The sequence below is a fragment of the Stappia indica genome (assembly GCF_009789575.1).
Lineage (GTDB): Bacteria > Pseudomonadota > Alphaproteobacteria > Rhizobiales > Stappiaceae > Stappia > Stappia indica_A.
On sequence record NZ_CP046908.1, the window covers coordinates 884,796 to 909,363 of the forward strand.

22 protein-coding genes and 1 tRNA gene are annotated in these 24,568 nt (G+C 67.6%); 16 read left to right on the forward strand and 7 right to left on the reverse strand.

Annotated features, from left to right (window positions below):
• Positions 1–41: 41 nt before the first annotated feature.
• On the forward strand, positions 42–1,250 hold the full coding sequence (locus GH266_RS04110) for a tetratricopeptide repeat protein (protein ID WP_158192768.1): 1,209 nt from the start codon (positions 42–44) through the stop codon (positions 1,248–1,250).
• Positions 1,251–1,333: 83 nt separating this feature from the next.
• Here GH266_RS04110 and GH266_RS04115 read toward each other — a convergent pair whose 3' ends face one another.
• Positions 1,334–2,632, reverse strand: coding sequence for an RsmB/NOP family class I SAM-dependent RNA methyltransferase (locus GH266_RS04115; RefSeq protein ID WP_158192769.1), 1,299 nt, complete (start codon positions 2,630–2,632; stop codon positions 1,334–1,336).
• A gap of 388 nt (positions 2,633–3,020) precedes the next feature.
• Between GH266_RS04115 and GH266_RS04120 the strand changes: the two genes are divergently transcribed.
• The gene (locus GH266_RS04120) at positions 3,021–3,257 is read left to right on the forward strand and encodes a hypothetical protein (RefSeq protein WP_158192770.1); all 237 of its coding nucleotides are present in this window, start codon (positions 3,021–3,023) and stop codon (positions 3,255–3,257) included.
• A gap of 96 nt (positions 3,258–3,353) precedes the next feature.
• Here GH266_RS04120 and guaB read toward each other — a convergent pair whose 3' ends face one another.
• The 3 genes from guaB to GH266_RS04135 all read right to left on the reverse strand — a co-directional run bounded on the left by guaB (position 3,354) and on the right by GH266_RS04135 (position 6,961).
• A complete protein-coding gene (gene guaB, locus GH266_RS04125) occupies positions 3,354–4,856 on the reverse strand; it encodes an IMP dehydrogenase (RefSeq protein WP_158192771.1) in 1,503 nt (500 codons plus the stop codon).
• Positions 4,857–5,044: 188 nt separating this feature from the next.
• Complete coding sequence (locus tag GH266_RS04130; protein WP_158192772.1) at positions 5,045–5,743, reverse strand: RlmE family RNA methyltransferase; 699 nt, start codon at positions 5,741–5,743, stop codon at positions 5,045–5,047.
• A gap of 9 nt (positions 5,744–5,752) precedes the next feature.
• Positions 5,753–6,961: a Ppx/GppA phosphatase family protein gene (locus tag GH266_RS04135; protein ID WP_425329562.1), complete on the reverse strand. Its 1,209-nt coding sequence runs from the start codon at positions 6,959–6,961 to the stop codon at positions 5,753–5,755.
• 892 nt (positions 6,962–7,853) lie between these two features.
• On the opposite strand from GH266_RS04135, the gene GH266_RS04140 reads away from it, so the two are divergent.
• The 14 genes from GH266_RS04140 (at position 7,854) to GH266_RS04205 (ending at position 23,454) form a co-directional block, all read left to right on the forward strand.
• Positions 7,854–7,927, forward strand: a tRNA-Gln gene (locus GH266_RS04140).
• 132 nt (positions 7,928–8,059) lie between these two features.
• Positions 8,060–9,385, forward strand: coding sequence for a hypothetical protein (locus GH266_RS04145; RefSeq protein WP_158192773.1), 1,326 nt, complete (start codon positions 8,060–8,062; stop codon positions 9,383–9,385).
• A 21-nt stretch (positions 9,386–9,406) separates the two neighbouring features.
• A complete protein-coding gene (locus tag GH266_RS04150; RefSeq protein WP_158192774.1) occupies positions 9,407–11,131 on the forward strand; it encodes an ankyrin repeat domain-containing protein in 1,725 nt (574 codons plus the stop codon).
• A gap of 320 nt (positions 11,132–11,451) precedes the next feature.
• Complete coding sequence (locus GH266_RS04155; protein WP_158192775.1) at positions 11,452–12,231, forward strand: FadR/GntR family transcriptional regulator; 780 nt, start codon at positions 11,452–11,454, stop codon at positions 12,229–12,231.
• 162 nt (positions 12,232–12,393) lie between these two features.
• Entirely contained in the window at positions 12,394–13,278 is an 885-nt protein-coding gene (locus GH266_RS04160; RefSeq protein ID WP_158192776.1) for an ABC transporter ATP-binding protein, read from the forward strand.
• The gene (locus tag GH266_RS04165) at positions 13,275–14,156 is read left to right on the forward strand and encodes a branched-chain amino acid ABC transporter permease (RefSeq protein ID WP_158192777.1); all 882 of its coding nucleotides are present in this window, start codon (positions 13,275–13,277) and stop codon (positions 14,154–14,156) included. Before GH266_RS04160 ends, GH266_RS04165 begins: the two co-directional genes overlap by 4 nt.
• Before the next feature lies 1 nt (position 14,157).
• The gene (locus GH266_RS04170; protein ID WP_158192778.1) at positions 14,158–15,201 is read left to right on the forward strand and encodes a branched-chain amino acid ABC transporter permease; all 1,044 of its coding nucleotides are present in this window, start codon (positions 14,158–14,160) and stop codon (positions 15,199–15,201) included.
• 36 nt (positions 15,202–15,237) lie between these two features.
• Positions 15,238–16,407, forward strand: a complete 1,170-nt coding sequence (locus GH266_RS04175; RefSeq protein ID WP_158192779.1) for an ABC transporter substrate-binding protein — start codon at positions 15,238–15,240, stop codon at positions 16,405–16,407.
• Between the two features lie 5 nt (positions 16,408–16,412).
• Positions 16,413–17,222 carry an ABC transporter ATP-binding protein gene (locus tag GH266_RS04180; RefSeq protein WP_158192780.1) on the forward strand — a complete coding sequence of 270 codons (810 nt, stop codon included), beginning with the start codon at positions 16,413–16,415 and terminating at the stop codon, positions 17,220–17,222.
• 11 nt (positions 17,223–17,233) lie between these two features.
• Entirely contained in the window at positions 17,234–19,039 is a 1,806-nt protein-coding gene (locus tag GH266_RS04185) for an AMP-dependent synthetase/ligase (RefSeq protein WP_158192781.1), read from the forward strand.
• Between the two features lie 40 nt (positions 19,040–19,079).
• The gene (locus GH266_RS04190; RefSeq protein WP_158192782.1) at positions 19,080–20,288 is read left to right on the forward strand and encodes an acetyl-CoA C-acetyltransferase; all 1,209 of its coding nucleotides are present in this window, start codon (positions 19,080–19,082) and stop codon (positions 20,286–20,288) included.
• Positions 20,289–20,298: 10 nt separating this feature from the next.
• Complete coding sequence (locus GH266_RS04195) at positions 20,299–21,690, forward strand: enoyl-CoA hydratase-related protein (RefSeq protein WP_158192783.1); 1,392 nt, start codon at positions 20,299–20,301, stop codon at positions 21,688–21,690.
• Entirely contained in the window at positions 21,687–22,481 is a 795-nt protein-coding gene (locus tag GH266_RS04200) for an enoyl-CoA hydratase/isomerase family protein (protein WP_158192784.1), read from the forward strand. The genes GH266_RS04195 and GH266_RS04200 overlap by 4 nt, the downstream gene beginning before the upstream one ends.
• Before the next feature lie 34 nt (positions 22,482–22,515).
• A complete protein-coding gene (locus tag GH266_RS04205) occupies positions 22,516–23,454 on the forward strand; it encodes an NAD(P)H-dependent flavin oxidoreductase (protein WP_158192785.1) in 939 nt (312 codons plus the stop codon).
• Positions 23,455–23,474: 20 nt separating this feature from the next.
• On the opposite strand, the gene GH266_RS04210 is transcribed toward GH266_RS04205, so the two are convergent.
• The 3 genes from GH266_RS04210 to GH266_RS04220 form a co-directional block, all read right to left on the reverse strand.
• A complete protein-coding gene (locus tag GH266_RS04210) occupies positions 23,475–23,780 on the reverse strand; it encodes a type II toxin-antitoxin system RelE/ParE family toxin (RefSeq protein ID WP_158192786.1) in 306 nt (101 codons plus the stop codon).
• Complete coding sequence (locus GH266_RS04215; protein WP_158192787.1) at positions 23,777–24,031, reverse strand: type II toxin-antitoxin system ParD family antitoxin; 255 nt, start codon at positions 24,029–24,031, stop codon at positions 23,777–23,779. Before GH266_RS04215 ends, GH266_RS04210 begins: the two co-directional genes overlap by 4 nt.
• Before the next feature lie 76 nt (positions 24,032–24,107).
• A complete protein-coding gene (locus GH266_RS04220; protein WP_199270439.1) occupies positions 24,108–24,563 on the reverse strand; it encodes a translation initiation factor 2 in 456 nt (151 codons plus the stop codon).
• Positions 24,564–24,568: the final 5 nt, after the last annotated feature.

The following is a 24,568-nucleotide window of genomic DNA, read 5'->3' on the forward strand; positions in this document are numbered from 1 at the left end:
ACCGCAACGGCACTAGCGCGGCTCAGGAGCCCACCCGATCCATGGCCTCATTCCTTTCGCCGCCCGAAGCCTCAGATGCTCTCATCGCGGCGGCCGCACGCGAATCCGCCGGCGACTTCAACGGCGCCCTCGACATCTACCGTGCGCTGATGACCCGCGATCCGGAGGACTTCGAGGCCCGCTACCGCGCCGGCACCGCGATGATGCGCAAGGGCGATCTCGACGAAGCGGTGACCTTGCTGCGCCAGGTGGTGTTCACCCGTCCCGAGCACGGCCCTGCCCGTGCCAATCTCGGCAATGCCCTGCTGCTGCTGGGGCGCTACGACCAGGCTCGCGAGGCGTTCCTCGCCGTGCTCGACTTCGACCGCGACAACCGCAACGCGCTCTATGGCCTGTCGACCATCCTGATCCGTTCGGGTCGCCACGCAGAAGCGGCCCCCCATGCGCGCCGCCTGCTCAAGGCGATGCCGGAAAGCGCCGCCGCCCTGACGCTGGATGCCGATGCCCAGGCGCCGCTCGGCAATGTCGCGGCCTCCATCGCCCAGTATCGCCATGCCCTGCGCCTCGACGAAGCCTATGTTCCGGCCCTGAAAGGGCTGGCTCGCATCCTGTTCCGACAGGCGCGCCATGAGGAGGCCCTGGACGCGGCCACCCATGCGGTGGCGCGCGGGGCCGCCGATGCCGAAATCATGGCCCTGCTCGGATCGATTCACCTGGCCGGCGAACGCTGGAGCGAGGCGATCGAGGCCTTTGCCGACGCACAGGAGCTGGAGCCCGACAACCCGGAGCATCCGATCCAACTCAGCCATGCCTGCCGCAAGGCGGGCGATCTTGCCGGCGCCCTGTCCAATGCCCGCGCCGCATGGGAGCTGGATGCCGACAACCGGGCTGCCGGAAATGCCCTCGGCACCGCCCTCGCCGCCGCCGGCGCCGGCCTGCAGGCCCGAAGCGTGCTGATGGCCGCCGGCCAGCGCGACCGTGTGCCCCAGGGGGTCTGGCGCGATCTCGACGTGCTGGTGCCGCAGCTTGAAAGACAGGCGGTGGAGCGGGCACAGGAAGCGGCAGACCGGGCCGAACGGCTGCTCGCCGAGCGCCAGCAACCGGCCGACCAGGTCCCTGCTGCGGAAGAGCTGTTCACCGAGCCCGCATCGGACGAGACGGGGGAGGCAAGACACGCCGAAGGCGAGACCGGCGACGAGGGCGAGAGACGGCGCGATCCGGAGAACCTGCCACTGTTCCCCGGCTTCTGACACGCGAGCTCATCCCGCCTGAAACAAAAGAGGCTGCCCGCAGGCAGCCTCTCTCATCGGCTATCGTTGACGCCTCCGACGGCTCAGGTCCCTTCGCGGCGCCGCAGCAGGGCGATGAAGAACCCGTCCGTCGCGGTGCGCGCAGGGCTCAGCGTCGCAAAGCCCGGTTCCTCGAAGCGCGGGCGCGGCGCGGCCTCGCCGAACAGCTCCGTCCAGCGCGGCTCCAGCGACACGACCTCGAAATCGGACGCCTCTGCCAGGAATGCGCGCACCTGCTCGCCGTTCTCGCAAGGCAGCAGCGAGCATGTGGCGTAGAGAAGGTGGCCACCGGAGCGCACATGCCGGCTCGCGGCGGACAGCACCTCGCGCTGCTCGCGCACACGCGCGGCCAGGGCATTGGGCGTGATGCGCCACTTGGAATCGGGGCGCCTGCGCCATACGCCCGTGCCGGAGCACGGAACATCGACGAAGACCAGATCCATCCGCCCTTCGAGATCGGCGAGCGACGTCGCTTCCGGGTCGCGAACCTGGATATTGCGGGCGCCTGCGCGCTGCAGCCGCTCGAAAATCGGTGCCAGGCGCAACTTGCTGGCATCATGGGCATAAATCTGCCCGCGATTGCCCATGGCGCCGGCCAGCGCCAGCGTCTTGCCGCCACCGCCGGCACAATAGTCCAGAACCTGCGTCGGCTCGACGGACGCAGCAACGAGCGCCGCCACCTGGCTTGCCTCGTCCTGCAGCTCGAACCAGCCCTTGCGGAAGCCCTCTTCCGCCTGAACATGCGGCGCACGCTCCTTGCCGAGCGGCGGCTCGATCCTCAGTCCCACCGGCGAGATCACCGTCTCGTGCAAGGACAGGTGCGAGAGCTTGCGCAGCATGCGCTCGCGGTCGCCCTTCAGCAGGTTGACGCGCAGGTCGATGGGTGCGCGGGCGGCAAGCGCCCTGCCCTCCTCGACCGCGGCATCGCCGAACGCCTCATGGAACTGCGGCCACAGCCACTCTGGAATATCGGCCGCCACATGCGGAGCCATGTCCGAAGGCAGCTCGGCGACAAGGCGCGCCGCCTCGGCCTCGGTCACCGGTTCCGGCGCGAACCTGTCGCCGTCGAGAACCGCAACAAGGCCCTCGACGCCGAAACCCCAGATCCGCGCATAGGTGGCAAGAACCAGCGCACGCGGGCTCTCGTCCTGCATGATCGCGGCCAGCGACAGCCTCCGCCGCAGCGCGTCGAAGACGAGATTGGCGATGACCAGCCGGTCGCCCGACCCGGCAAAACGGTGCTGCCGCCCCCAGTCGCGCAGCGCATCCTGCACCGGCCGGCGCGCTTGCTCGACGTCGCCGAGAATCTCGATTGCCGCCGCCAGGCGGCCTCCGTCCTTCATATTCCGTGCCCTCGAAATTCGTCCATGCGCACCGGCCTGTCGCGGAACTGGCCGCGCCGCGCAGCCGCTGCCCGAGGCGCGACGCGCGAAATCCTGCCGGCAAGCCCGTCACCGCCCTGTCGGCCGGCACTGCGCCTTTCGGCTGCTTTAACCGATCCGTCACCGATTGCCAATCTCTGGCCGCCCTTCCGGGTCCGGTTGCCGTCTGTCGATTTTGCGGCCACCTTCATCCAGGGATTGTATTACCAGTCAACCTGAAGTAGGAATGACTAGTTATTATTTACATAGTACAACTTTATCTCAACCAATACGTGTCGGCGAATAGAATAGAAATAACGCTTCCATAACGTCCCCAGGCGCCAAATCTTTCTGACCGGAGGAGGATGCCATGCGCCAAGACATCAATCAGCCATCAGCAAGTCCGACAACGGATCCCGAAAAGGAAATCCGCGCCTGGAAGGCGTATTTCGCGTATGCGGCTCAGGACATGGTCGGGGAATCCCCCGAGCTTCTCGTCGCCTGCGCGCATCGCCTTCTGGAGATGTCGCGCGAGCCGCGTGCGCCCCGCCGCGGAGGCCGGCGGCGCGCCTCGCCTGCGACCGCGCCGGACGCGATCGCCAGCTGATCTTCCGGAATTCGAGCCAAGTGCTGCCGGAAACGAAAGCGGGCGGGAGATGTCTCCCGCCCGCTGCTTTTGTCGTTGGCGTTGCCCGCGCCGCCCTCAGACACCGCCGGGGTAGTTCGGGCTCTCGCGGGTGATCGTGACGTCGTGCGCGTGGCTTTCGCGCAGGCCCGCGCCGGAGATCCGCACGAAACGCGCCTTCTCCTGGAGATCGGGAATGCTGCGCGCGCCGACATAGCCCATGGCCGCCCGCAGGCCGCCGCCGAGCTGATGCAGCACGCTGGCAAGCGGCCCCTTGTAGGGCACCTGCCCCTCGATGCCTTCCGGCACCAGCTTCAGGGTGTCGCGCACCTCGGCCTGGAAATAGCGGTCGGCGGAGCCGCGCGCCATCGCACCGACCGAGCCCATGCCACGATAGGCCTTGTAGGAGCGGCCCTGGTACAGATAGACCTCGCCCGGGCTCTCGTCCGTGCCGGCCAGCAGCGAGCCGACCATGGCGGCCGAAGCACCTGCAGCCAGCGCCTTGGCAAGATCGCCGGAGAACTTGATGCCGCCGTCGGCGACGATCGGCACGCCGTCCTTCTCCGCGGCCGCGCAGGCTTCCATGATCGCCGTCAGCTGGGGAACGCCGACGCCGGCGACGATGCGCGTGGTGCAGATCGAGCCCGGCCCGATACCGACCTTGACCGCATCCGCGCCCGCATCGATCAGTGCCCGCGTGCCGTCGCCGGTGGCGACATTACCCGCCAGGACCTGCACTGCGTTGGACTGCGCCTTGACCCGGCGGACCATCTCCAGCACGCGCTCCGAATGGCCGTGGGCGGTATCGACGACCAGAAGGTCGACGCCGGCATCCATCAGCCGCTCGGCCCGCTCGAAGCCCTCCGGCCCGACGCTCGTTGCCGCGGCGACCCGCAGACGGCCCTGCTCGTCCTTGGAGGCGTTGGGATTGAGCTGGGCCTTCTCCATGTCCTTGACGGTGATCAGGCCGACGCAGTTCTGCCGGTCGTCGACGACGAGCAGCTTCTCGATGCGATGGGCGTGCAGCAGGCGCTTGGCTTCCGCCTGGTTGACCGTGTCGCGCACCGTCACCAGCCCCTCGCGGGTCATCAGCTCGGCAACGCGCTGCGCCGGATCGGAGGCGAAACGCACATCGCGGTTGGTCAGGATGCCGACCAGGCGGCCGACATGCTGGCCGCCCGCACCGCCGTTCTCCACCACCGGAACGCCGGAAATGCCGAAGCGCTGCATCAGGTCCAGCGCCTGCTGCAGGGTCGCGTCCGGGCCGATGACCAGCGGGTTCACCACCATGCCGGACTCGAACTTCTTGACCTGGCGGACCTGCTCGGCCTGCTGGTCGACGGTGAGGTTGCGGTGGATGACGCCGATGCCGCCGGCCTGGGCCATGGCGATGGCGAGCCGCCCTTCCGTCACGGTGTCCATGGCGCTCGACAGGATCGGCAGGTTCAGCTCGAGATCGCGCGTCACCCGGGTGCGCAGGTCCGTTTCCGCCGGCAGGACCTCGGAATGGCCCGGCATCAGCAGGACGTCGTCGAAGGTCAGAGCCTCCGTACCGTGAATGGACTGGTAGAATGCGGGCATAGGCCAATTCCCCTTTCAGGAAAAACGAAACTCGTCCGGTCGGGAGGCGTCCGGAAGAGAAATCGCAGATGGGAGAAGTTGGCGCGGGTCATTAACACGCGTGCGACGGGAAGGGAAGCGCGATCGCGGAGGGACCAGCCCCTCCACGATCTTTTCTTCAAGGCACCGATACGGCGACTGCCGCCCGCTCAGTCCTGCCGGCCGCGAAAACCCTTCGCAAGCACATAGAGTTCCGGGCTTTCCTTGCGGCTCGCCGGCGGCTTGATGTGATGCACCGTCTGGTAGTCGCGCTTGAGCTCGGCCAGCTGGTCGTTCTCCGCCCCGCCGCGAAACACCTTCGACAGGAAGGCCCCGCCCGGCGCCAGATTCTCGCGGGCAAAGAGAGCGGCGACCTCGAACAGGTGAGTCGTGCGCAAGTGGTCGGTCTGGCGGTGGCCGGTGGTCGGCGACGCCATGTCGGACATCACGAGGTCCGGTGCGCGGCCACCGAGCGCCTGCAGCAGCGCCTCCGGCGCATCGTCGTCGAGAAAGTCCTTGAGCAGCAGCACCACGCCGGGCAGCGGCTCGACCTCCAGATAGTCGATGCCGACGATCAGCGGGTCCGCGTCGGTCGAGCCGATCTTGGCCGCCGCCACCTGACACCAGCCGCCGGGCGCCGCGCCCAGGTCGACGATCCTCTGGCCCGGCTTCAGCAACTTGTGCTTCTCGTCGATCTCCAGCAGCTTGTAGGCCGCACGCGACCGGTAGCCGTCGATCTTCGCCCGGCGGACATAAGGATCGTTGAGCTGCCGCTGCAGCCAGCGGGTGGAGGAGTTGGAGCGCTTGCGTGCGGTCTTCACCCGCTCGAACATGCCGCGGTCGCCGCGTCCGCGGCCCGAAGTGGTCATTGCCTTGTCCTATCTCGTGCGCCCGCGCGGGCGCTGTCGGTGCGGCGGCTTGCGGCGCCAGACATTGTCGGCTGCCATCAGCTCCATCAGGATGCCCTCGCGCAAGCCGCGGTCGGCGACACGCAGACGCTGGCAGGGCCAACGCCGCCGGATCGCCTCCAGGATTGCGCAGCCGGCCAGCACCAGATCGGCCCGGTCGGCGCCGATGCAGGGGTTGTCGACGCGCTCCTCATAGGGCATCGCGCGCAGCCGCTCAATCATCGCGGTGACGTCTTCGTTGTCCATCCACGCCCCGTCGACCCGGCGACGGTCGTAGCGCTTCAGGCCGAAATGTACGCCGGCCAGCGTCGTGACCGTGCCGGACGTGCCGAGCATGTGTACCTTGCCGTCGCAGATGGCGGCACTCAGCTCGCGTCCGAGCGTGAAGGCCTCCAGATGCGCGCGCGCGTCGTTGACCATCGCCTCGAACGTGTCGGCCGTGACATGGCGCCCGCCGTGGCGCTCTGCAAGGTTGACCACGCCGACAGGCAGCGAGATCCAGGCCCGGATGAAGCGGGTGAGTGCCACACCGCGCGCGCCGCAGCGGTTGCGCAGGTCCAGCCAGACGATTTCCGACGAGCCGCCGCCGATGTCGAACAGCACCACGCCATTGGCGTCCGGGCACACCAGCGACGCGCAGCCCGCAACCGCCAGCCGCGCCTCCGTCTCGCGCGAGGCGATTTCCAGCGCCAGGCCGGTTTCCTGCCGCACCCGCTCGATGAACTGCGGGCCGTTTTCGGCCGCGCGGCAAGCCTCGGTGGCGATCAGGCGGAAGCGTTCGACGCCCCGGTCCTGCAGCTTGTCGCGGCAACAGGCCAGCGCTTCGAGCGCCCGATCCATCGCCGGCTCGCTCAGGCGGTTGGTATGGCCGAGCCCCTCGCCCAGCCGGACGATCCGCGAATAGGCGTCGACGACGCGAAAGCCGCGCTGCTCGGGCCGCGCCACCAACAGGCGGCAATTGTTGGTTCCAAGATCGAGCGCCGCATAGAGGCGCCCCTGCGCCTCCTCCGAAACCGTCGGCGCCTCGCGGGAGGCAGGACGCGAGCCGGAGGCGCAATGGGGGCCGTGAGTCGCGGCAATCGCGCCCCGATGGTCGGGCCCGGCACGGTCGGGCTCCCGCGAACAGGGGCCGGCAGCGGCTGGCGCTGCGCCAGCCTCCCGTTCAGCAACCGGCGGCACCGACGATGCCTTCGCGCCGGCCGGATGCGGCCTTGCCCGGAGCGCTTCGTCGGCCCCTCGGCCTTCTGCGTGGTGCGGTCCGTTCGCAGCCGATCCTGTTTCGGCGGCCGAATGGCTGTCGGTACGGGCCGCGCCTGCACGGCGTTCGGCCCGGTTCGGGCGGTGCCGCTTGCGGCTGCGCTTGCGGCTGCCGGCGGACGCAGTCTTGCCGTCGGCGCCGCCCCTTGAGGGCGCGCCGGTTGAATTCGCTTTCGCATCCCGGTCTCCGACGGCGCGTCCCGCGCCCTGGCCGGAGACCCCGGCCTGAATGCTCCCGGCATTCTGCGGCCTGCGTCTCTTCCGGGATCTCTTGCGCTTGGCGGGCCCTGAGCCGGCGCCTGTCGCGTCGTCCTGTCCCGGTGTCGAGCCGGGATGCAGCCGGTCGTCGCCCGGCCTCATCTGTCCCGATTCGCTCACAGTCTGTCCTTGCCGGCGCCCTATGGCGCCTCTGCTTTCCCTACGGCAGCCTGCTCGTGGCCGCCGCCCGGAAACGCATTCTCGTTAGGTAGAGTTTACCACCATATGCGCAGCCCGCAACGTGCCAGCCCTCGCGAAGTGTCGAGAGAGGCGGCCGAACGCAGTCCGCGCAGTTCCTCATGATATGGGAGGCGGCGCGCGGATATGCACAGGCAGGAGGGATCAATTTTTCCGTGAGCCGGCATCCATGCTTGACAGCGCAGGCCCGCATTCATAAAAAGCCGCCCATGGATGCGTCGCCGCTTCGCGGTGGGCGTCGGTCGAGTTTTTTCGAAAAGCTCTTCCGGCGGGATCGCAAGGCACCAACGGCCCCAGGGTCGCATATGCCCGAAGATCCAACAGTTCCGGCTCGGCCGGACAAGGCGTCCATAGGCATTGGGGAATAGGTTAACGGTAGACCCGCGGACTCTGACTCCGTTAGTCCTGGTTCGAATCCAGGTTCCCCAGCCAACTTCTCTCCCATATCTCCCGAAAGTGTTCGTTCCGGACGACATCTGCCTGCACCCGCAGCGATGTGCGCATGCGTCCGCGCGTTGACGCTTGAGGAGACGCCCCTGCCCGGCTAGGCTGCAGGCGGGTCTGTTGCTCTACGTGACATTGTCCGCTCCGGAGGATGTGCCGGTGAAACGCGAAGTCCTGGGCATGCTCGCCGGCGCCACGCTGGCGTTGTCCATCGTACCGGCCAGCGCCGACTATCTGCAGCCGCGCAGCAGTTCCGACTGCAACCTCACCAATCCCGCCTATCCCTTTCGAGCAAGGCTGGACGCGATCGATGCCCGCGCCCGCCAGTGCGAGCAGTCGCACAGCCAGCCGGGCTGGACCGCCACTTGCGGCCACTATGGTCCGCACGCATGCCTGCCGATCTATCGGCAGACCTGCACGCTCAAGGACCAGATGGGACGCATCGAGGCGCAGTGCCGCCAGACCTTCGAGAACTGGAAGGTCAGGGAGGCTGCGGAAAAGCGCCGGCGTGAGGCCGAGAACCAGGCGCGCAAGGAGAGCCGCCGGTTCCTGGAACAGGCACGGCAAGGTGCTGGACACACCCAGGAACCTTTTGCCGTGCTGCGCGACGGGCAAGCCTTGCCGTTGGAGATATCCGACCGGCTGCGCAGTGCTCGCGGATTGCCCGGCCCGGGCGGCGCGGAGCAGTTGTCGCGCGCCTTCGTGGAGCACGGCACAGTGCAGATGCAGGACATCCAGGCCGCCGCCCTCGCCTATCTGGAAGGCGCCACCTCCAGCTTCCAGCTCTACAGCCCGTCGGCCAGGAACGGCTACAGCGCCAGCAATCCCCGCCGCTCCGCCTCGCAACTGGATCGTGCGATCCAAAGCCGCAATGCCCAACTGCAGCGGATCGAGGTCATGCGGGACCTGCAAGCGACCGGCGGCTCACCTTCCATGGACAGCGCCTACTCAATCCTGATGACGCAGATCGTCGAAGCGCAGGCCAACGGCAGAGTCTCCGCCGACAACGCCGATGCCGTCACCCGCTGGATCGCCAGCGAAGTGGAGCGGGCGGAAGCGGATTGGGGAATTGCGGAGCGCGCAAGGGTCGCGAACGCCCTGTCGGAGCTGATGCCGCGCCAGCGCTCTCTCGCAAACGCCGCCTTCCAGGTGCTGAACGAGCGTCGGCAGGACGAGGCACGCCGGAGAGCCGCCGACAGACCGGTCGTGGGAAATCGCGGCAGCGGAACGGGCGGAACACGTTCCGGCACCGCTTCGGGCGCCGGCAGCGGCGGGCACCCCGGCGGTCCCCGCTACGAATACTGTCAGGCCAATCCGCATCTGAGCTGGACCAACTGCCTGCTCGGGCGCGATACCGTGCCGAAAGTCAGACAAAGGCCGGGCAGCAACTCCGACACCAACGGCAGCACGAACAATTGCGGCCGCCGGTCATGCGGCGTCTTTTGAGGTCAAAGACGAGGGATCGCCATGCGAAAGATGACCAGCGCCCTGCGGGCAGTTTCCCTGTCCGTGTTGTTGATGACCTGCCCGCATGTCGGAACCGGGGCCCTCGCGGCCCAGGACGGCATCTCCAGAACCGATGCGGCGGTAATGGCCGCAGCCCGTGCCGACGACCTCGACACCTTGAAACAGCTGGCCGAGACCGGACTGGATCTCGCCTCGGTGGAGCATGCCGGCATCAACTTGGCAACCATCGCCGCCATGCGCGGCTCGCCGGACACGCTTGCTTTCCTCGCGGCACAGGGCGTCGACCTCGACCTTAAGGACGCAAGGGGCTACACGCCGGTCATGCGCGCGCTGGAGCAGGCACGTATCGACAATGCGCTCAAGCTCCAGGAACTGGGCGCCTCCCTCGACGGCATTACCGAGGACGGCTATTCGGTCAGGGTCCTCGCCGAAGTGGCCGGGCTGGAGGATTTCGGCCCCGAGCCTCCCCCGCCCTCCCTGCAGCTCTCCCCGGATGCCGCCGACACGATCCTGCTGAAGGCAACGGAATTCGGCGACTTCGACAGTGTCCGCTTTGCCCTCGACCATGGCGCGAGTGTTTCCGCAAGGGCCGCCAACGGATGGACGCCGCTGATGATCGCCGCCCTCGGCGGCCATGCGGACATCGTCCGCCATCTGGTGACTGCCGGAGCGGCAGGCGACGGGGACGGCCCCTTGCCGACCGTGAACGGCAAGATCGACGCAGTGGTCGCAGCGCTGGTCGGCGGCGCCAGACGGGACGAGAACAGCGTCGACGAGCTGTTATGCGCCATCTCGGACACTAAGAACCTTGCCCGCGACATGCCGCGATATCGCATGGTGGCAAGCAGGCTCGGCTACAGCGAGACGTTCCTGGAGAAACATTTCCCATCCGACGACCTGCCCCCACTGGAAATCGACTTGCCCTATCCGCAGACGGGAGATCCTGCGGCCTGGCGCATACTTCAAAAACACTTGCAGGAAAAGGGAGTTTACAAGGGAACCGCCGACGGCATTCTCGGCGACCAGACCCTGATTGCGCTCCAGACCTATTTCCAGCCGCTGCTGGAAAGGCTCGTCCAGCGCTCGGCGACGGCGGCAGCACGCGCGCAAGCTGCCAGGGCGAGTGACGGCACCTCTCCTTATGGCGAGGTCGGCCCCGGCACGATGGGCGGAAAACTCTATGGCCATAAGTTCGGATCGACGCCGACGTCGAGATATTTCGCCGAGGGGATAGACAGCGCCGGTCGCGCCGCAGGCGACAAGGTCATCGTCACTTACGAGGGCGAAATCGATGGGCGTCAACGGCGGCTGCAGCTGAGCCAGCAGCCGGACGGGTCCGGGTTTTACCAGTATTTCCATACCTATATCGCCGGTGGCTTTTTCTCGGCCCATGTGCGCGGCAACTCGCTCACGCTGAGTTTTTACGGCGAGCGGCCTAGGATCCAGCACGAGGTCAGGCTGAACCTGTCCGCCGGGTCGCGGATCGAGGTGCAGCCCCTTGCCGGCGCCAGTCTCAGCCCGTCTCGACCTCCCCCCTGCCTGCCGCTCGATTCCCCGCCGGTCATTCTCGACTCCTCGTCCAACTCCGCCCATCTCGACGCGTCGGACGATACCCCGGCCGAGCCGCGCTCCCGGCTTCTTCGCATCGACGAGGACGCACCTGCGACGCCCGAGCCGGCCGCGAGCTCGCCCATCCAGGATGCCAGCGAGGCCTGGGAGCGCTGATCGCAGCCCGCGCGCGGGCGCTCGACCGACGCCGCGTCTTCCTCGGCTTCCCTCTCTTGCTCCCCTGTCTTCTAGCTTGCAACCAGGTCGGACCATGGACGCGCGAAGCGCCTCGATTCCGTTTGTCCGACAAACCGGCAAAGCACAAAATCAACATCAAGCAATCTCTCATCGGCGGAAATCCGGAGGCTTAGAAGGCGGAAAATATCCGCTTGACGGTCAAATCCTGCTTGTGCCAACCTTTGTCCGACAAAGGGACGAACTGACAAGGCGCGCCGCCAAGATGCGTGCCGCAGCCGTCCGGGAGGAGACGTTCAGCAATGTCGGTGGCGGAGCCGGGTCGCTTCGAAAAGATCAAGGTGCCGTCCGCCTACCAGATGGTCGCGGAGGCGATCGAGCGCGAGATCATGGCCGGGCGGCTGCGTCCGGGCGACGAGATCGGCACCGAGGCGGAGCTGGTGCGCCAGTTCGGCGTCAACCGCTCGACGGTGCGCGAGGGCATCCGCCTGCTGGAGCAGGCAGGGCTGGTCCAGCGCGAGGCCGGCCGCAAGCTCTATGTCTGCCTTCCCCACTACCGCAAGCTGTCCGACCGCATGAGCCGCGCGCTGGTGCTGCACCAAGTGACCTTCCGCGAGCTGTTCGAGGCGGCCGTGATCCTCGAGCTCGGGGTGATCGAGAGCGCCGTCGACGAGGCGACGGAAGAGGACCTTGCCGCGCTGGAGGCCAACCAGACGATGGCCGAGGCGGCGCTCGACGATCCGGTACGCCTTGCCGGTCTCGACACGGAGTTTCATGCGCTGCTGGCCAAGGCCTCGCGCAACCGGGTGCTGGAACTGGCGCGCGAGCCGGCCGCACTTCTTTTCTTCCCCACATCGGAGCTGATCTGCCGCCGGGTGCCGCAGGGCGCGGGCCGCATGGTCGCTGCCCACCGACGGCTGATCGATGCCGTTGCCGCGCGCGACAGGGAGGAAGCGCGCCTGTGGATGCGGCGGCATGTGGTCGACTGGAAGCGCGGTTTCGAGCGCGCCGGCCGCGATATCGACGAACCGGTGGAGAGCATTTTCGAGCGCCTGTCGGGGGTGAGACAATACGCGTCGTGATCTGAGGTTTTCCGGCCCTGGAGGGGGCCGCCGGCCGAGACCGGAAAGACAAAGGACTGGGAGGAACATGTCGGACGCCCTGCACGACCGGCCGAGAACGGCCGGATCCATCGCGCGCATGCGCAGCCGGAGTGCTGCCGCATCTGCCGGGACGACGCGCCGATGACCGCGCCCCGCGAGACAGGCGCCGCGCGCCTGGAGGTCGAGGGCCTGTCGCTGTCCTTCGGCGGCCTGAAAGCCCTGCGCGGCGTGTCCTTCTCGGCCGAGCCGGGCTCGATCACGGCGCTGATCGGCCCGAACGGCGCCGGCAAGACCTCCATGTTCAACTGCATCTCGGGCTTCTACAAGCCGCAGCAGGGCAGTGTCCGCTTCGACGGTCGCGACGTGACGCGCATGCATCCGCCCGAGCGCGCCGGCCTCGGCTTTGCCCGCACCTTCCAGAACATCGCGCTGTTCCGCGGCATGACCGTGCTCGACAATATCAAGCTCGGCCGCCATGCCCACATGAAGACCGGCCTACTGCAGGCGCTTGCCTATTGGGGACCGGCCCAGCGCGAGGAGATGGAGCTGCGCGCCGAGATCGAGCGCCGCATCATCGACTTCCTGGAGATCGACCATATCCGCAACATGCCGGTCGCCTCGCTGTCCTACGGACTGCAGAAGCGGGTCGAGCTCGCCCGTGCGCTGGCCATGCGCCCGCGCATCCTGCTTCTCGACGAGCCGGTCGCCGGCATGAACCGCGAGGAGACCGAGGACATGGCGCGCTTCATCCTCGACGTGAAGGAGGAGTGGGGCACCACGATCCTGATGGTCGAGCACGACATGGGCATGGTGATGGACATTTCCGACCATGTGGTCGTGCTGAATTTCGGCGAGGTCATCGCCAGCGGCCTGCCGCACGAGGTGCAGGCGGACCCGCATGTGACGGAAGCCTATCTCGGCAGCGGCGATCCGGCCGCTCTGATGGCCCGGCTCAAGGGCGAGGCCGCCCCGGCTGACGGCGGCAACGCCGCAGAGAACAGCAAGACGCGCGAGGACGTGGCATGAGCGACCTTCTCTTCTTCTTCGAGGTGACGCTGGCGGGCCTCGGCTCCGGCGCGCTGCTGTCGCTGACCGCGCTTGCCTTCGTGCTGATCTACAAGGCGACCCGCGTGATCAACCTTGCGGTCGGCGAGTTCCTGATGCTCGGCGGCTACCTCTTCTTCGCCTTCGCCGCCGGCCTCGGCCTGCCGGCCTGGGCGGCGATCCCGCTCGCCATTGCCGGCGGCGGCCTCGTCGGCGCGGTGGTCGAGCGCGGGCTGATCCGCCCGATGCTCGGCGAGAGCCCGATTGCCGTCTTCATGGTGACGATCGGCCTCGGCTCGATCCTGGTCGGCCTCGTCGAACTCGTCTGGGGCACCGACCCGCGCGCCCTGCCCGCCTTCATGGGCAACGCGCCGATCTTCATCGGCGAGGCCTATGTCTCGCGCAAGATCGCCATCGCCTTCGCGGTTGCCGCCGTGGTGATCGCGGTGTTCCTGGTCCTCTTCCGCTACTGGCGCGGCGGTGTCGCGCTGCGGGCGACGGCAACCGACCAGGCCGCGGCCTATTCCTGCGGCATCAATGTGCCCGGCGTCTTCTCGCTCGCCTGGGTGATCGGCTGCGGCACCGCTGCCGGTGCCGGCGTCCTGCTCGGCTCCATCGGCGGCATTTCTCCGTCCATGGGCGTCTTCGGCCTCTCCGCGCTGGTCGTGGTCATCGTCGGCGGGCTCGATTCCGTCGCCGGAGCCCTTGTCGGCGGCCTGGCCATCGGCCTCATCGAGGCCTGGGCGGGCACCTATCTCGGCGGCGAATTCAAGCTCGTCACCACCTTCGGCCTCCTCCTCGTCGCCTTGATGATCCGTCCCTACGGCTTGTTCGGCACGACAGAAATCGAGCGTCTCTGACATGCAGATCGGAACCGCCAAGCACAGCTACCAGGCCGACGAGGCGCTGCTGACCACCCGGCCGCAGCGCGTGTGGATGGCCCTGTTCGCCCTGAGCCTTTGCATCGCGCCCTTCGTGCTCGACAATTACTGGCTCTATCTGGCCTGCCTCGTTGCCATCAACGTGGCGAGCGCCACCGGCCTCAACATCCTGACCGGCTATACCGGCCTCGTCAGCCTCGGCCAGGCCGCCTTCATGGCAGTCGGCGCCTACACGGTCGGCTGGATGCAGCTGAACCTCGGCACGCCCTTCCTGCTGAATCTCGTGGCGGGCGGCATCATTGCCGCGGCGGTCGGCATCCTGGTCGGCATCCCCAGCCTTCGGGTCAAGGGCCTCTACCTGGCCATCGCCACCATCGCCGCCTCGTTCATCCTGCACTTCATCTTCGTCAACTGGCAGAGCGTGACCAACGGCAACAGCGGCCTGACGCTGACGCCGGCGAGCTTCTTCGGTACGCCGCTGACGGAGTACCAGCAGCTCTATTTCGTCTTCGTGCCGATCACCGCGCTGATGGTGCTTGGGGCGGCGAACCTCTTCCGCACCCGCGTCGGGCGCGCCTTCATCGCCATCCGCGACCGCGACATCTCGGCCGAGGTGCTGGGCATCTCGCTGCTGCGCTACAAGCTGATGAGCTTTGCGATCTCGTCCTTCTATGCGGGCGTGGCCGGCGGCATGTGGGCCTATTTCTTCCGCGTGGTGACGCCGGAGAGCTTCCCCTTCGTCTATTCGATCTTCTTCCTCGCCGCGATCATCGTCGGCGGCATGGGGACGATCCTCGGCGGCATTCTCGGCGCCGTGTTCATGACCCTCGTGCCGGAGCTGCTGCGCTTCGGCATCGACTGGCTCACCCCCGTCCTTCCCAATGCGGCGGCGATGCTTTCGCCGGTTCGCACCGTCGTTTTCGGCCTCCTCATCGTCGGCTTTCTCATTTTCGAGCCGAAGGGACTTGCCGAAATCGTCCAGAGATCCCGGCGTTACTTCCATCTCTGGCCCTTCAAGAAGTGAATGACCAAAAGTCACGCGATAAAACCGGAGGAAACAATGCTTAGCTTTACCAGGAGAACGCTGCTTGCCCTGTCGGCATCGGCAGCCATCGCCACCGCGCTTCCGGCCGTTGCGGCCGAGGACATCGTCATCGGCGGCTCGATCCCGCTCACCGGCGTCTTCGCCTTCGCCGGCGTCGGCATCGAGGCCGGCATGCAGGACTACATCAAGATCGTCAACGAGGCCGGCGGCATCCAGGGCCGCAAGCTGCGCCTTGCCTACGAGGACACCGGCTACAAGGTCGACGCCTCCGTCGCCGTGTTCAACAAGCTGACCAGCCAGGACGAGATCCACCTCTACTACGGCGACTCCACCGGCTTTGCGAAGACCATCAACGGCGAGATCGACCGCCGGGGTTCGATGATCATGGCCGGCGCCTCCTTTGCGACCGAGCTGAACGATCCGAAGGTGTTCCCGCACCAGTTCATGGCCGGCCCCGACTATTCGGAAATGACCGGCATCCTGTTGGAATACATCGCCAAGGAGAAGCCGGGCGCCCGCATCGTGCTGGTCAACTCCGACACCGAGTTCGGCCGCGACCCGATCGCCGCCACCAAGGCGCGCGCCGGCGAGCTGGGCCTTGAGGTCGTCGAGGAGATCATCACCCCGCCGACCGCCGTCGACGTCTCCACCGAGGTGCTGAAGCTGCGCCGCGCCCGTCCGGACTACACCATCTTCCACGGCTACGTGCTGGCGCCGCTGCCCGAGTTCATGAGCCAGGCCAAGCAGCTCGGCCTGGAAACCAAGTTCATGGGCACGTTCTGGTCGATGGACTCCAGCATCTGGGCCAAGGTCGGCGAGGCTGCCGACGGCTTCATGGGCGTCATGCCCTATCGCTACTACTACGACGAGGCCGACAACGCGCCGATGATGGACCGCATCCGCGAGATGCGCCCCGAGTACCAGTCGACCCCGTACATGCAGGGCTTCCTGACCGCCATGCTGTTCACCGAGGCGGCCAAGCGCACCCTTGAGGCCGGCAAGGAGCTCAACGGCGCCAACCTGAAGGCCGCGCTCAACTCCATCGAGAACTTCGACACCGGCGGCATCATCGGCGTGCCGATCTCGATCCCGGGCAACTCGATCCCGGTCGGCCGCATCTACCGTTACGACGCCAGCGCACAGCAGATGAAGCCCGCGTCCGACTGGATCAGCGTTCAGGAGTAAGTGAGATGGCCGCGGACATCCTCCTCGACATCAACAACATCGAGGTCGTCTACAACAAGACGGTGCAGGTGCTCCGCGGCCTGTCACTGAGTGTCGGGCGGGGCAAGATCGTCACCCTGCTCGGCTCCAACGGCGCGGGAAAATCGACGACGCTGAAGGCGGTGTCGAACCTTCTGGCGCTGGAGAACGGTGCCGTCACCGCCGGAGCGATCCGCTTCGACGGCGACGACATCTCCCGCCTGGCGCCCCACGCCCTGGTGCGGCGCGGCCTCTTCCACGTGATGGAGGGGCGCCGCATCTTCGAGGACCTGACGGTCGAGGAAAACCTGACGGCGGCAACCTTCGCCCTGTCCGGGCGCGGGCTCAAGCCGACGCCTTTCGACCTCGTCTACCAGTATTTCCCGCGCCTCTTCGAGCGGCGGAACGGGCGCGCCGGCTACCTGTCGGGCGGCGAGCAGCAGATGCTGGCGATCGGGCGCGCGCTCATCGCCCAGCCTTCGCTGATCCTCCTGGACGAGCCCTCGCTCGGGCTGTCGCCGGTGCTGGTCGAGGAGATCTTCACCATCATCGCCTCGATCAACCGCGATCTCGGCGTGTCCATGCTGCTGGTCGAGCAGAACGCCGCCGTCGCCTTCGCCGTCGCCCATTACGGCTACATCATGGAGACCGGCAAGATCGTGCTCGACGGGCCGACGGAGCGGCTGGTGAAGGACGACGACGTGCGCGAGTTCTACCTCGGCGCCAGCGGCGGCGAGGGCACCAAGAGCTACCGCGACATCAAGCACTACAAGCGCCGCAAGCGCTGGCTGTCCTGAGGCGAGACGACATGGCCGATTTTCCCGAACTCACCCTGCCGCAGATGCTGCGCGCCCATGCGGAGGCGACACCCGACCGGGTGGCGGTCCTGCAGAAGGACTTCGGCATCTGGAACCCCCTCACCTGGCGCCAGTATCACGAGCGCGCCTGCGATGTCGGCGAAGGCCTGCTGGCGCTCGGGCTCGGCGAAGGCGGCCATGTCGCCATCCTGTCCGAGAACCGGGTGGAATGGGTGCTGGCGCAGCTCGGAGCCAACATCGTCGGCGGCGTCGCCATCGGCGTCTACCCGACCAGCCCGGCCAACGAGGTCGGCTATGTGTTGGAGCATTCCGACAGCGAGATCATCGTCTGCGAGGACCAGGAGCAGCTCGACAAGGTGATCGAGGTGCGCGACCAGCTGCCGAAGCTGCGCCGCGTTGTGGTGATCGAGACCAAGGGACTGCGCGGCTACTCGCAGGACTTCGTCATCTCCTTCGCCGCCATGGAGGCGATGGGGCATGCCCGCCGCTCGGGCGCTCAAGCCTCGCAGCGCAAGGCGTCCGCCGACCGCACCCTCGATGACATCGCCCTGATGATCTACACGTCCGGCTCAACCGGAAAGCCCAAGGGCGCGATGCTGTCCTATCGCAACCTGCGGGCCCAGGCGATCGCGATTGCCGACCGCATCGACCTCGACGCGCAGACCGTCCACCTCTCCTACCTGCCGCTGTGCCACGTCGCCGAGCAGATGGTGACGGTGATGGCGCCGATCTATCTCGGCTCGCGGATCTGCTTCGGCGAGTCCCTGCGCACCGTCCAGGAGGACCTGCGCGAGGTCGCCCCCTCCTCCTTCCTCGGCGTGCCGCGGATCTGGGAGAAGCTGCATTCCTCGATCCATATCCGCATGCTGGAGGCCGGCGGCTACCGCCGCGCACTCTACGAATGGGCCTATCGCGCCTGCGAGCCCTTCGCCGAAAAGTCCCGCGCGGATCGCAGCCTGCGCGAGCGGGTCACCTTCGCGCTCTGCTACCTCTTCGTCTTCCGCGCCCTCCAGAACTATATCGGCCTGCGCCGGACGCATATCGCCATGACGGGCGCCGCGCCCATCTCCCCGCGCATCGTCCGCTTCTTCCGCACCATCGGTGTGCCGCTGGTCGAAGTCTACGGCATGACGGAATCGAGCGGCGTCGCCCTCGGCCAGACGCTGGACCGTCTCGTGTCCGGTTCCGTCGGTCCCGCGGCCAAGGGCGTCGAGGCGCGCGTCGGCGAGCACGGCGAACTGCTGCTCAAGGGCGATACGGTTTTCGTCGGCTACTACAAGAACCCGGCCGCCACCGAGAGCTCGCTGCGCGATGGATGGCTCCACACCGGCGACGTGGTCGAGGTGGAGAACGGCGAGTTCCGCATCGTCGACCGCCTCAAGGACATCATGATCACCGCCGGCGGCAAGAACCTCAGCCCCTCGGAGATCGAGAACACGGTCAAGGGCAGCCCCTACATCAAGGAATGCATCGTCATCGGCGAGGCCCGCAAATACGTGGCGGCGCTCATCCAGATCGACTTCGAGACCGTCGCCAAATGGGCGGAGGAGAAGGGCCTCTCCTACACCACCTTCCGCAGCCTTGCCGAGAACGCGGCGGTGCGCGAGCTGGTCGACACGGAGATCCGTGCCGCCAACGACCAGCTGGCCCAGGTCTCCCATATCCGCCGCTTCCACCTGCTCACCAAGGAGCTGGATCACGACGACGACGAGGTCACCGCGACCATGAAGGTGCGCCGCTCCAGCATCCAGACCAAATATGCCGGAGAGATCGCCAGCCTCTATCCGACCGGCTGACGCATCCCCCACCGGATCCAACGGAGCCCGACATCCCGCCATGCCCGACGCCCTGATCTACGACCACCTGCGCACGCCGCGCGGCAGGGGAAAGCCGGACGGCGCCCTGCACGAGGTGACGCCGATCCGCCTTGCCACCACCGTGCTGGAGGCGGTGCGCGAGCGCAACGCGCTGGACACGGCCCTCGTCGACGACGTGGTGATGGGCATCGTCATGCCGGTGGGCGAGCAGGGCCAGTGCCTGCCGCGCGTTGCCGCCATCGCCGCCGGCTATGCGCAAGAGACCGCAGGCGTCCAGATCAACCGCTTCTGCGCCTCGGGGCTGGAGGCCTGCAACATGGCCGCCGCCAAGGTGATGGCCGGCCAGGCCGACATGATGGTCGCCGGCGGCGTCGAATCCATGTCGCGCATCCCGATCCTTTCCGATGGCGGGGCCTGGGGCGCCGATCCGCAGGTGGCAGCCGCCACCACCTTCGTGCCGCAGGGCATCTCCGCAGACCTGATCGCCACCAAATGGGGCTACTCCCGCGAGCAGCTTGACGCCTATGCGGTGGAAAGCCACCGCCGCGCCGCGCGGGCCTGGTCGCAGGACCGTTTCGCCCGCAGCATCGTTCCGGTCCGGGACCGGGTCGGCGAGGTGCTGCTCGCCCGCGACGAGACCATTCGCGGCAACTCCACCGTCGAGGATCTCGGCCGGTTGAAGCCCTCGTTCGCGGGGCTCGGCGATAAGGCCGGCTTCGATGCGGTGGCGCTGGAGCGCTATCCCGGCTTTGCCGAAATCCGCCACGTCCACCATGCCGGCAATTCGTCCGGCATCGTCGACGGCGCCTCGGCCGTGCTACTCGGCACCCGCGAGGCGGGAGCGCGCGCCGGCTTGGTCCCGCGCGCCCGCATCCGCGCCTTCGCCGAAATCGGCTCCGAGCCGACCATCATGCTCACCGCGCCCTCCTTTGCTGCGGAAAAGGCGCTGAAGCGGGCCGGCATGACCGCTGCCGACATCGATCTTTTCGAGATCAACGAGGCCTTCGCGGCCGTCGCCCTGCGCTTCATCGAGGCGCTCGATCTCGACCCCGAAGCCGTCAACGTCAACGGCGGCGCCATCGCCATGGGCCATCCGCTGGGGGCAACCGGCGCGATGATCCTCGGCACCGCGCTGGACGAACTGGAGCGGACGGATCGCCAGACCGCCCTCGTCACCCTGTGCGTCGGCGCCGGCATGGGCGTCGCCACCATCATCGAACGGATCTGAGGACGCACCCGTGCTGACAAGCGAGATCGACAGCGGCGGCATCGCCCTCCTGACCATCGACATGCCCGGCCGCTCGATGAACGTCATCGACTGGGCGTTCACAGAGGCCCTGCGCGAAGAGATCGCCCGGCTTGCCGCCGATCCGGCGGTCACCGGCATCATCGTCGCGTCCGGCAAGGACAGCTTCATCGCCGGTGCCGACCTTGCGATCATGAACGGTATGACCGGTCCCGGCACCTCGCCGGCCACCGCGTCGGAGCGCATCCGCGCCATGACCGACGCCTTCCGCGCGCTGGAGACCTGCGGCAAGCCGGTGGTTGCTGCAGCCAGCGGCACCGCGCTCGGCGGCGGGCTGGAACTGATGCTCGCCTGCCACCACCGGATCGCCGCGCGCAATCCCAAGGCCGTCTTCGGCCTGCCCGAGGTCACGCTCGGCATCCTGCCGGGCGCCGGCGGCACCCAGCGCCTGCCCCGCGTCATCGGCATCGAGGCGGCCCTGCCCCTGCTGCTGGAGGGGCGCCGTCTGTCCGCGGACGAGGCGCTGTCGCTCGGCATTCTCGACGAGTTGGCCGAGCCGGACGATCTGATTGCCGCAGCAAGGCGCGCGCTGACGGAAGGCCGTGTCCCGGCCGCCGCCCCGTGGGACGCGAAGGGCTTTGCCCCGCCCGGTCCGGCCGTCACCTCCGAGGCAGCGTCGAATATCTTCCTCTTCGCCAATGCCAAGGTTCGCGCGCGCGGCCACCGCAACTATCCGGCGCTGGAGGCGATCCTCTCCTGCGTCTACGAGGGGCTGAGGCTGCCCATCGACAAGGCGCTCAAGGTGGAGCGTCAGTATTTCGGCCATCTGGTCCATGGCGATGTCGCGCAGGCGATGATCCGCACCCAGTTCTTCGCCCGGCAGGTGCTTGCCCGCGAGGGCCGGGCGCGGGCGGACCGGGACGGACCTCTTGCCACCGCCTGCCGAAACGCGCTCGACGCCGAAGCGCTTCGCATGCAGGCTGAGGGCATGAGTCCCGCCTTCATCCGCAATGCCGCCGAGGCGATCGGTCTTTCCGCCCTGCCCGCCTTGCCGACCGACGTGCCCCTTGCGGCCGCCGACGACGAGCGCGCGCGCGCGGCTCTGCGCCCCGCCGGCCTGCGGCTTTTGCGCGCCATGGCGCTTGCCGCCGCCGCAACGCTTGACCGCGGCGACGTCGCCTCGGCAAGCGAGGCCGATGTCCACGCCATCGACGCGGCGGGCTTCCCCGTGTGGACCGGCGGACCGCTCAGCCTGATCGACACGCAAGGCGCGGCGGAGTTCGTCGCCGCCTGCCGTGCCGACAAGCTGGAGATCCCGGTCGGCCTTGCCGCCATGGCCCGCGACGGCGGACGGTTCCATTCAGTGAAGGAGGCCGCCGCATGAGCGACGACCTGGTGCTTGCCGAGATCGATGCCGCAACCGGCATCGCCACCATCACCATCAACCGGCCGAAGGTGCTGAACGCGCTCGACGTGCCGACCGCTCGCGCCTTCCTGCAGGCGGTGCGCAAGGTCACCACGACCAAGGGCGTGCGCTGCATCGTCCTTTCCGGCAGCGGCCGCGCCTTCATGGCCGGCGGCGATGTCGCCGCCTTCGGCACCGACCCGGACCGCGCGGCCGAGGTCGTCCACGACCTGCTCGACGCGCTGCACCCTGCGCTCACCGCCTTGCGAGAGTCCCCTGCTCCGGTGATCGCCGCCGTGCGCGGCGTGGCGGCCGGCGCCGGCTTCAGCCTGGTGCTCGGCGCCGATCTCGTGATAGCGGAGGCCGGCGCGCGCTTCGTCGTCGCCTATGACCGCATCGGCACCTCGCCCGACTGCGGCGGCACCTGGGCACTGCCGCGCAAGGTCGGCCGCGCCAAGGCGATGGAACTGCTGCTGCTCGGCGACGCCTTGGGCGCGGAGGAAGCCCGCGAGGCGGGCATCGTCAACAAGGTGGTGCCGGCCGAGGAGCTCGACGCCGAAACCCTCGCCCTTGCAAGGCGCGTTGCCAGCGGCCCGACACAGGCGCAGGGCGCGGTTCGCGCGCTCATTGATGCGGCGCTCGACCGCCCCTTCGCCGCCCACCTGGAGGCGGAACGCGCCTCCTTCATCCGCATGACCGGGACCCGCGATTTCCGCGAGGGCGTCTCGGCCTTCCTCGAAAAGCGCCAGCCGCAGTTCCGCGGCGAGTGACCGGCACGCCCGGCAGATACCGGAGGGATCCCGCATGACCATGCCGAATGCATTCGAAGGCCGCCTCAAGGTCCCGGCGATCGCCTCGCCGATGTTCCTCGCCTCCGGCCCGGACCTTGTCGTTGCCACCTGCCGCGCCGGGGTGATCGGCACCTTCCCGGCGCTCAACCAGCGCACGACCGAAGGATACGGCGAGTGGCTGAGCGAGATCGAGGACCGCCTGTCCGGCCATGCCGATGCCGCGCCCTACGGCGTCAACCTGATCGTCCACCGCAGCAACAAGCGGCTGGAGGCCGATCTCGCGATGACCGTCGAGCGCAAGGTGCCGCTGGTCATCACCTCGCTCGGCGCCAACCCGGATGTCGTCTCCGCCGTCCAGTCCTATGGCGGCCTCGTCTTCCATGACGTCATCAACCCGCGCCACGCCCGCAAGGCGGCCGAGGCCGGCGTCGACGGCATCATCGCGGTCTGCGCCGGCGCCGGCGGTCATGCCGGCACCATGAGCCCCTTCGCGCTGGTCTCGGAAATCCGCGCCTTCTACGACGGCGCCATCATTCTGGCCGGCGCCATCAACACCGGCGCGCAGATCGCCGCCGCCCGCGCCATGGGCGCGGACCTCGCCTATCTGGGCACCCGTTTCCTCGCCACCGCCGAAGCGATGATCGTCGACGACTACAAGCAGATGATCCTGGACGCGACCGCCGCCGACATCCTCTACACCCCGGCGATCAGCGGCGTGAACGCCAACTTCCTGCGCCCGAGCATCGAGCGCGCGGGCCTCGACCCGGACAACCTGCAGCACGCGGGCGGGCTCGACATGGGCAGCGAGGCGAAGGTCTGGAAGAACATCTGGTCCGCCGGCCAGGGCACCGGCACCATCACCGACCTGCCGCCTGCGGCCGAGCTGTGCGTGCGCCTTCGCGCCGAATACCGCGCCGCCTGCGCCGCCCTTGCCTCGGACCCTTACGCCTGAGTTGAAGTTGGGCGCGAAGGCTATTCGCCTCCCGCCCAATCTTCACGCGCCCAATCTTCGTGGCCATGGCGGATACGCACGACCAGTATCCCGCCATCTTCGTCCATGACGTAGACGACGAGATGCGCCTTGAAGGGGTGAATGCGCACAGGAGGCGATATCTCGCCGCGTTCGCGCGCCAGTTTCGGATTTTCGGAAAGAAGCTCCAGCACCGCAGCCAGGTCGCGGTGATAAGCCTCGGCATGCGCCTCGCCGAAAAGACGCACACCTTCCAGATAAACCTGGATGAGGTCCTCGGCAGCCCTGGCGGACAGCCGATAGGTCACGACGTTCCGGTGTCCTTCACCGCCCGCGCACGCGCGGCTTCCAGGACGCCGTTCATGTTCAGGTCGCTCACGCCGCTCGCCAGTCCCTCGTCGACGAGACGCTGCATGGTCGCAATCCGGTCGTTCCGCTCCTGATCCCTGCGGATGAGGTCGCGCACGTAATCGCTCGCGTTCGCGTATCGCCCGCTCCGGGCCCGGTCTTCGACCCAGGCCTTCATCTGCTCGGGAAGGGAAACGTTCATCGTCGCCATGTCGACCTCCAGTGTCGACATCATACGATATTTGGCAAGCTTTGCCAAAAAGCGGATCGCAGCGTCTCCTTGCTCCTTACGAAACAGGAACGGCCTTTGGCTTCGTCACCGGCGGTTCGGGCTTGCTGATGTTGGTGCTCTCGCCCTCGGCATCGACCGGGACCAGGGTGATGTTCACCGGGTTGGGTGTATGGTCGAGGGTCGCACCGGAAATGGCGTCGACACCGACGCCGACCACGCCGCCCAGCAGGATGTTGCCAGCGAGTCCGGCCGCTCCGCCGCCGCTCACCTTGGTGTCGACGAAGACCTGCCCCGGCTTGTAGCCTTCCTTCTCCGCACGCACCATGAAGGTTTTCTTGCGGCTCACTTCGACCGTGCAAGGCGACTGCTTGCAGGAATGTCCAAGCGTCGTGGTGACCAGGGCATCTCCCGGTTCCACGTTGATGATGACGTCCTCGCTGGTGCCGCGAACGACCGAAGCGCAGCCCGAGGCCAGCACGGCGCAGGCAATCACACAAACAATGGCTTTCACTTCCA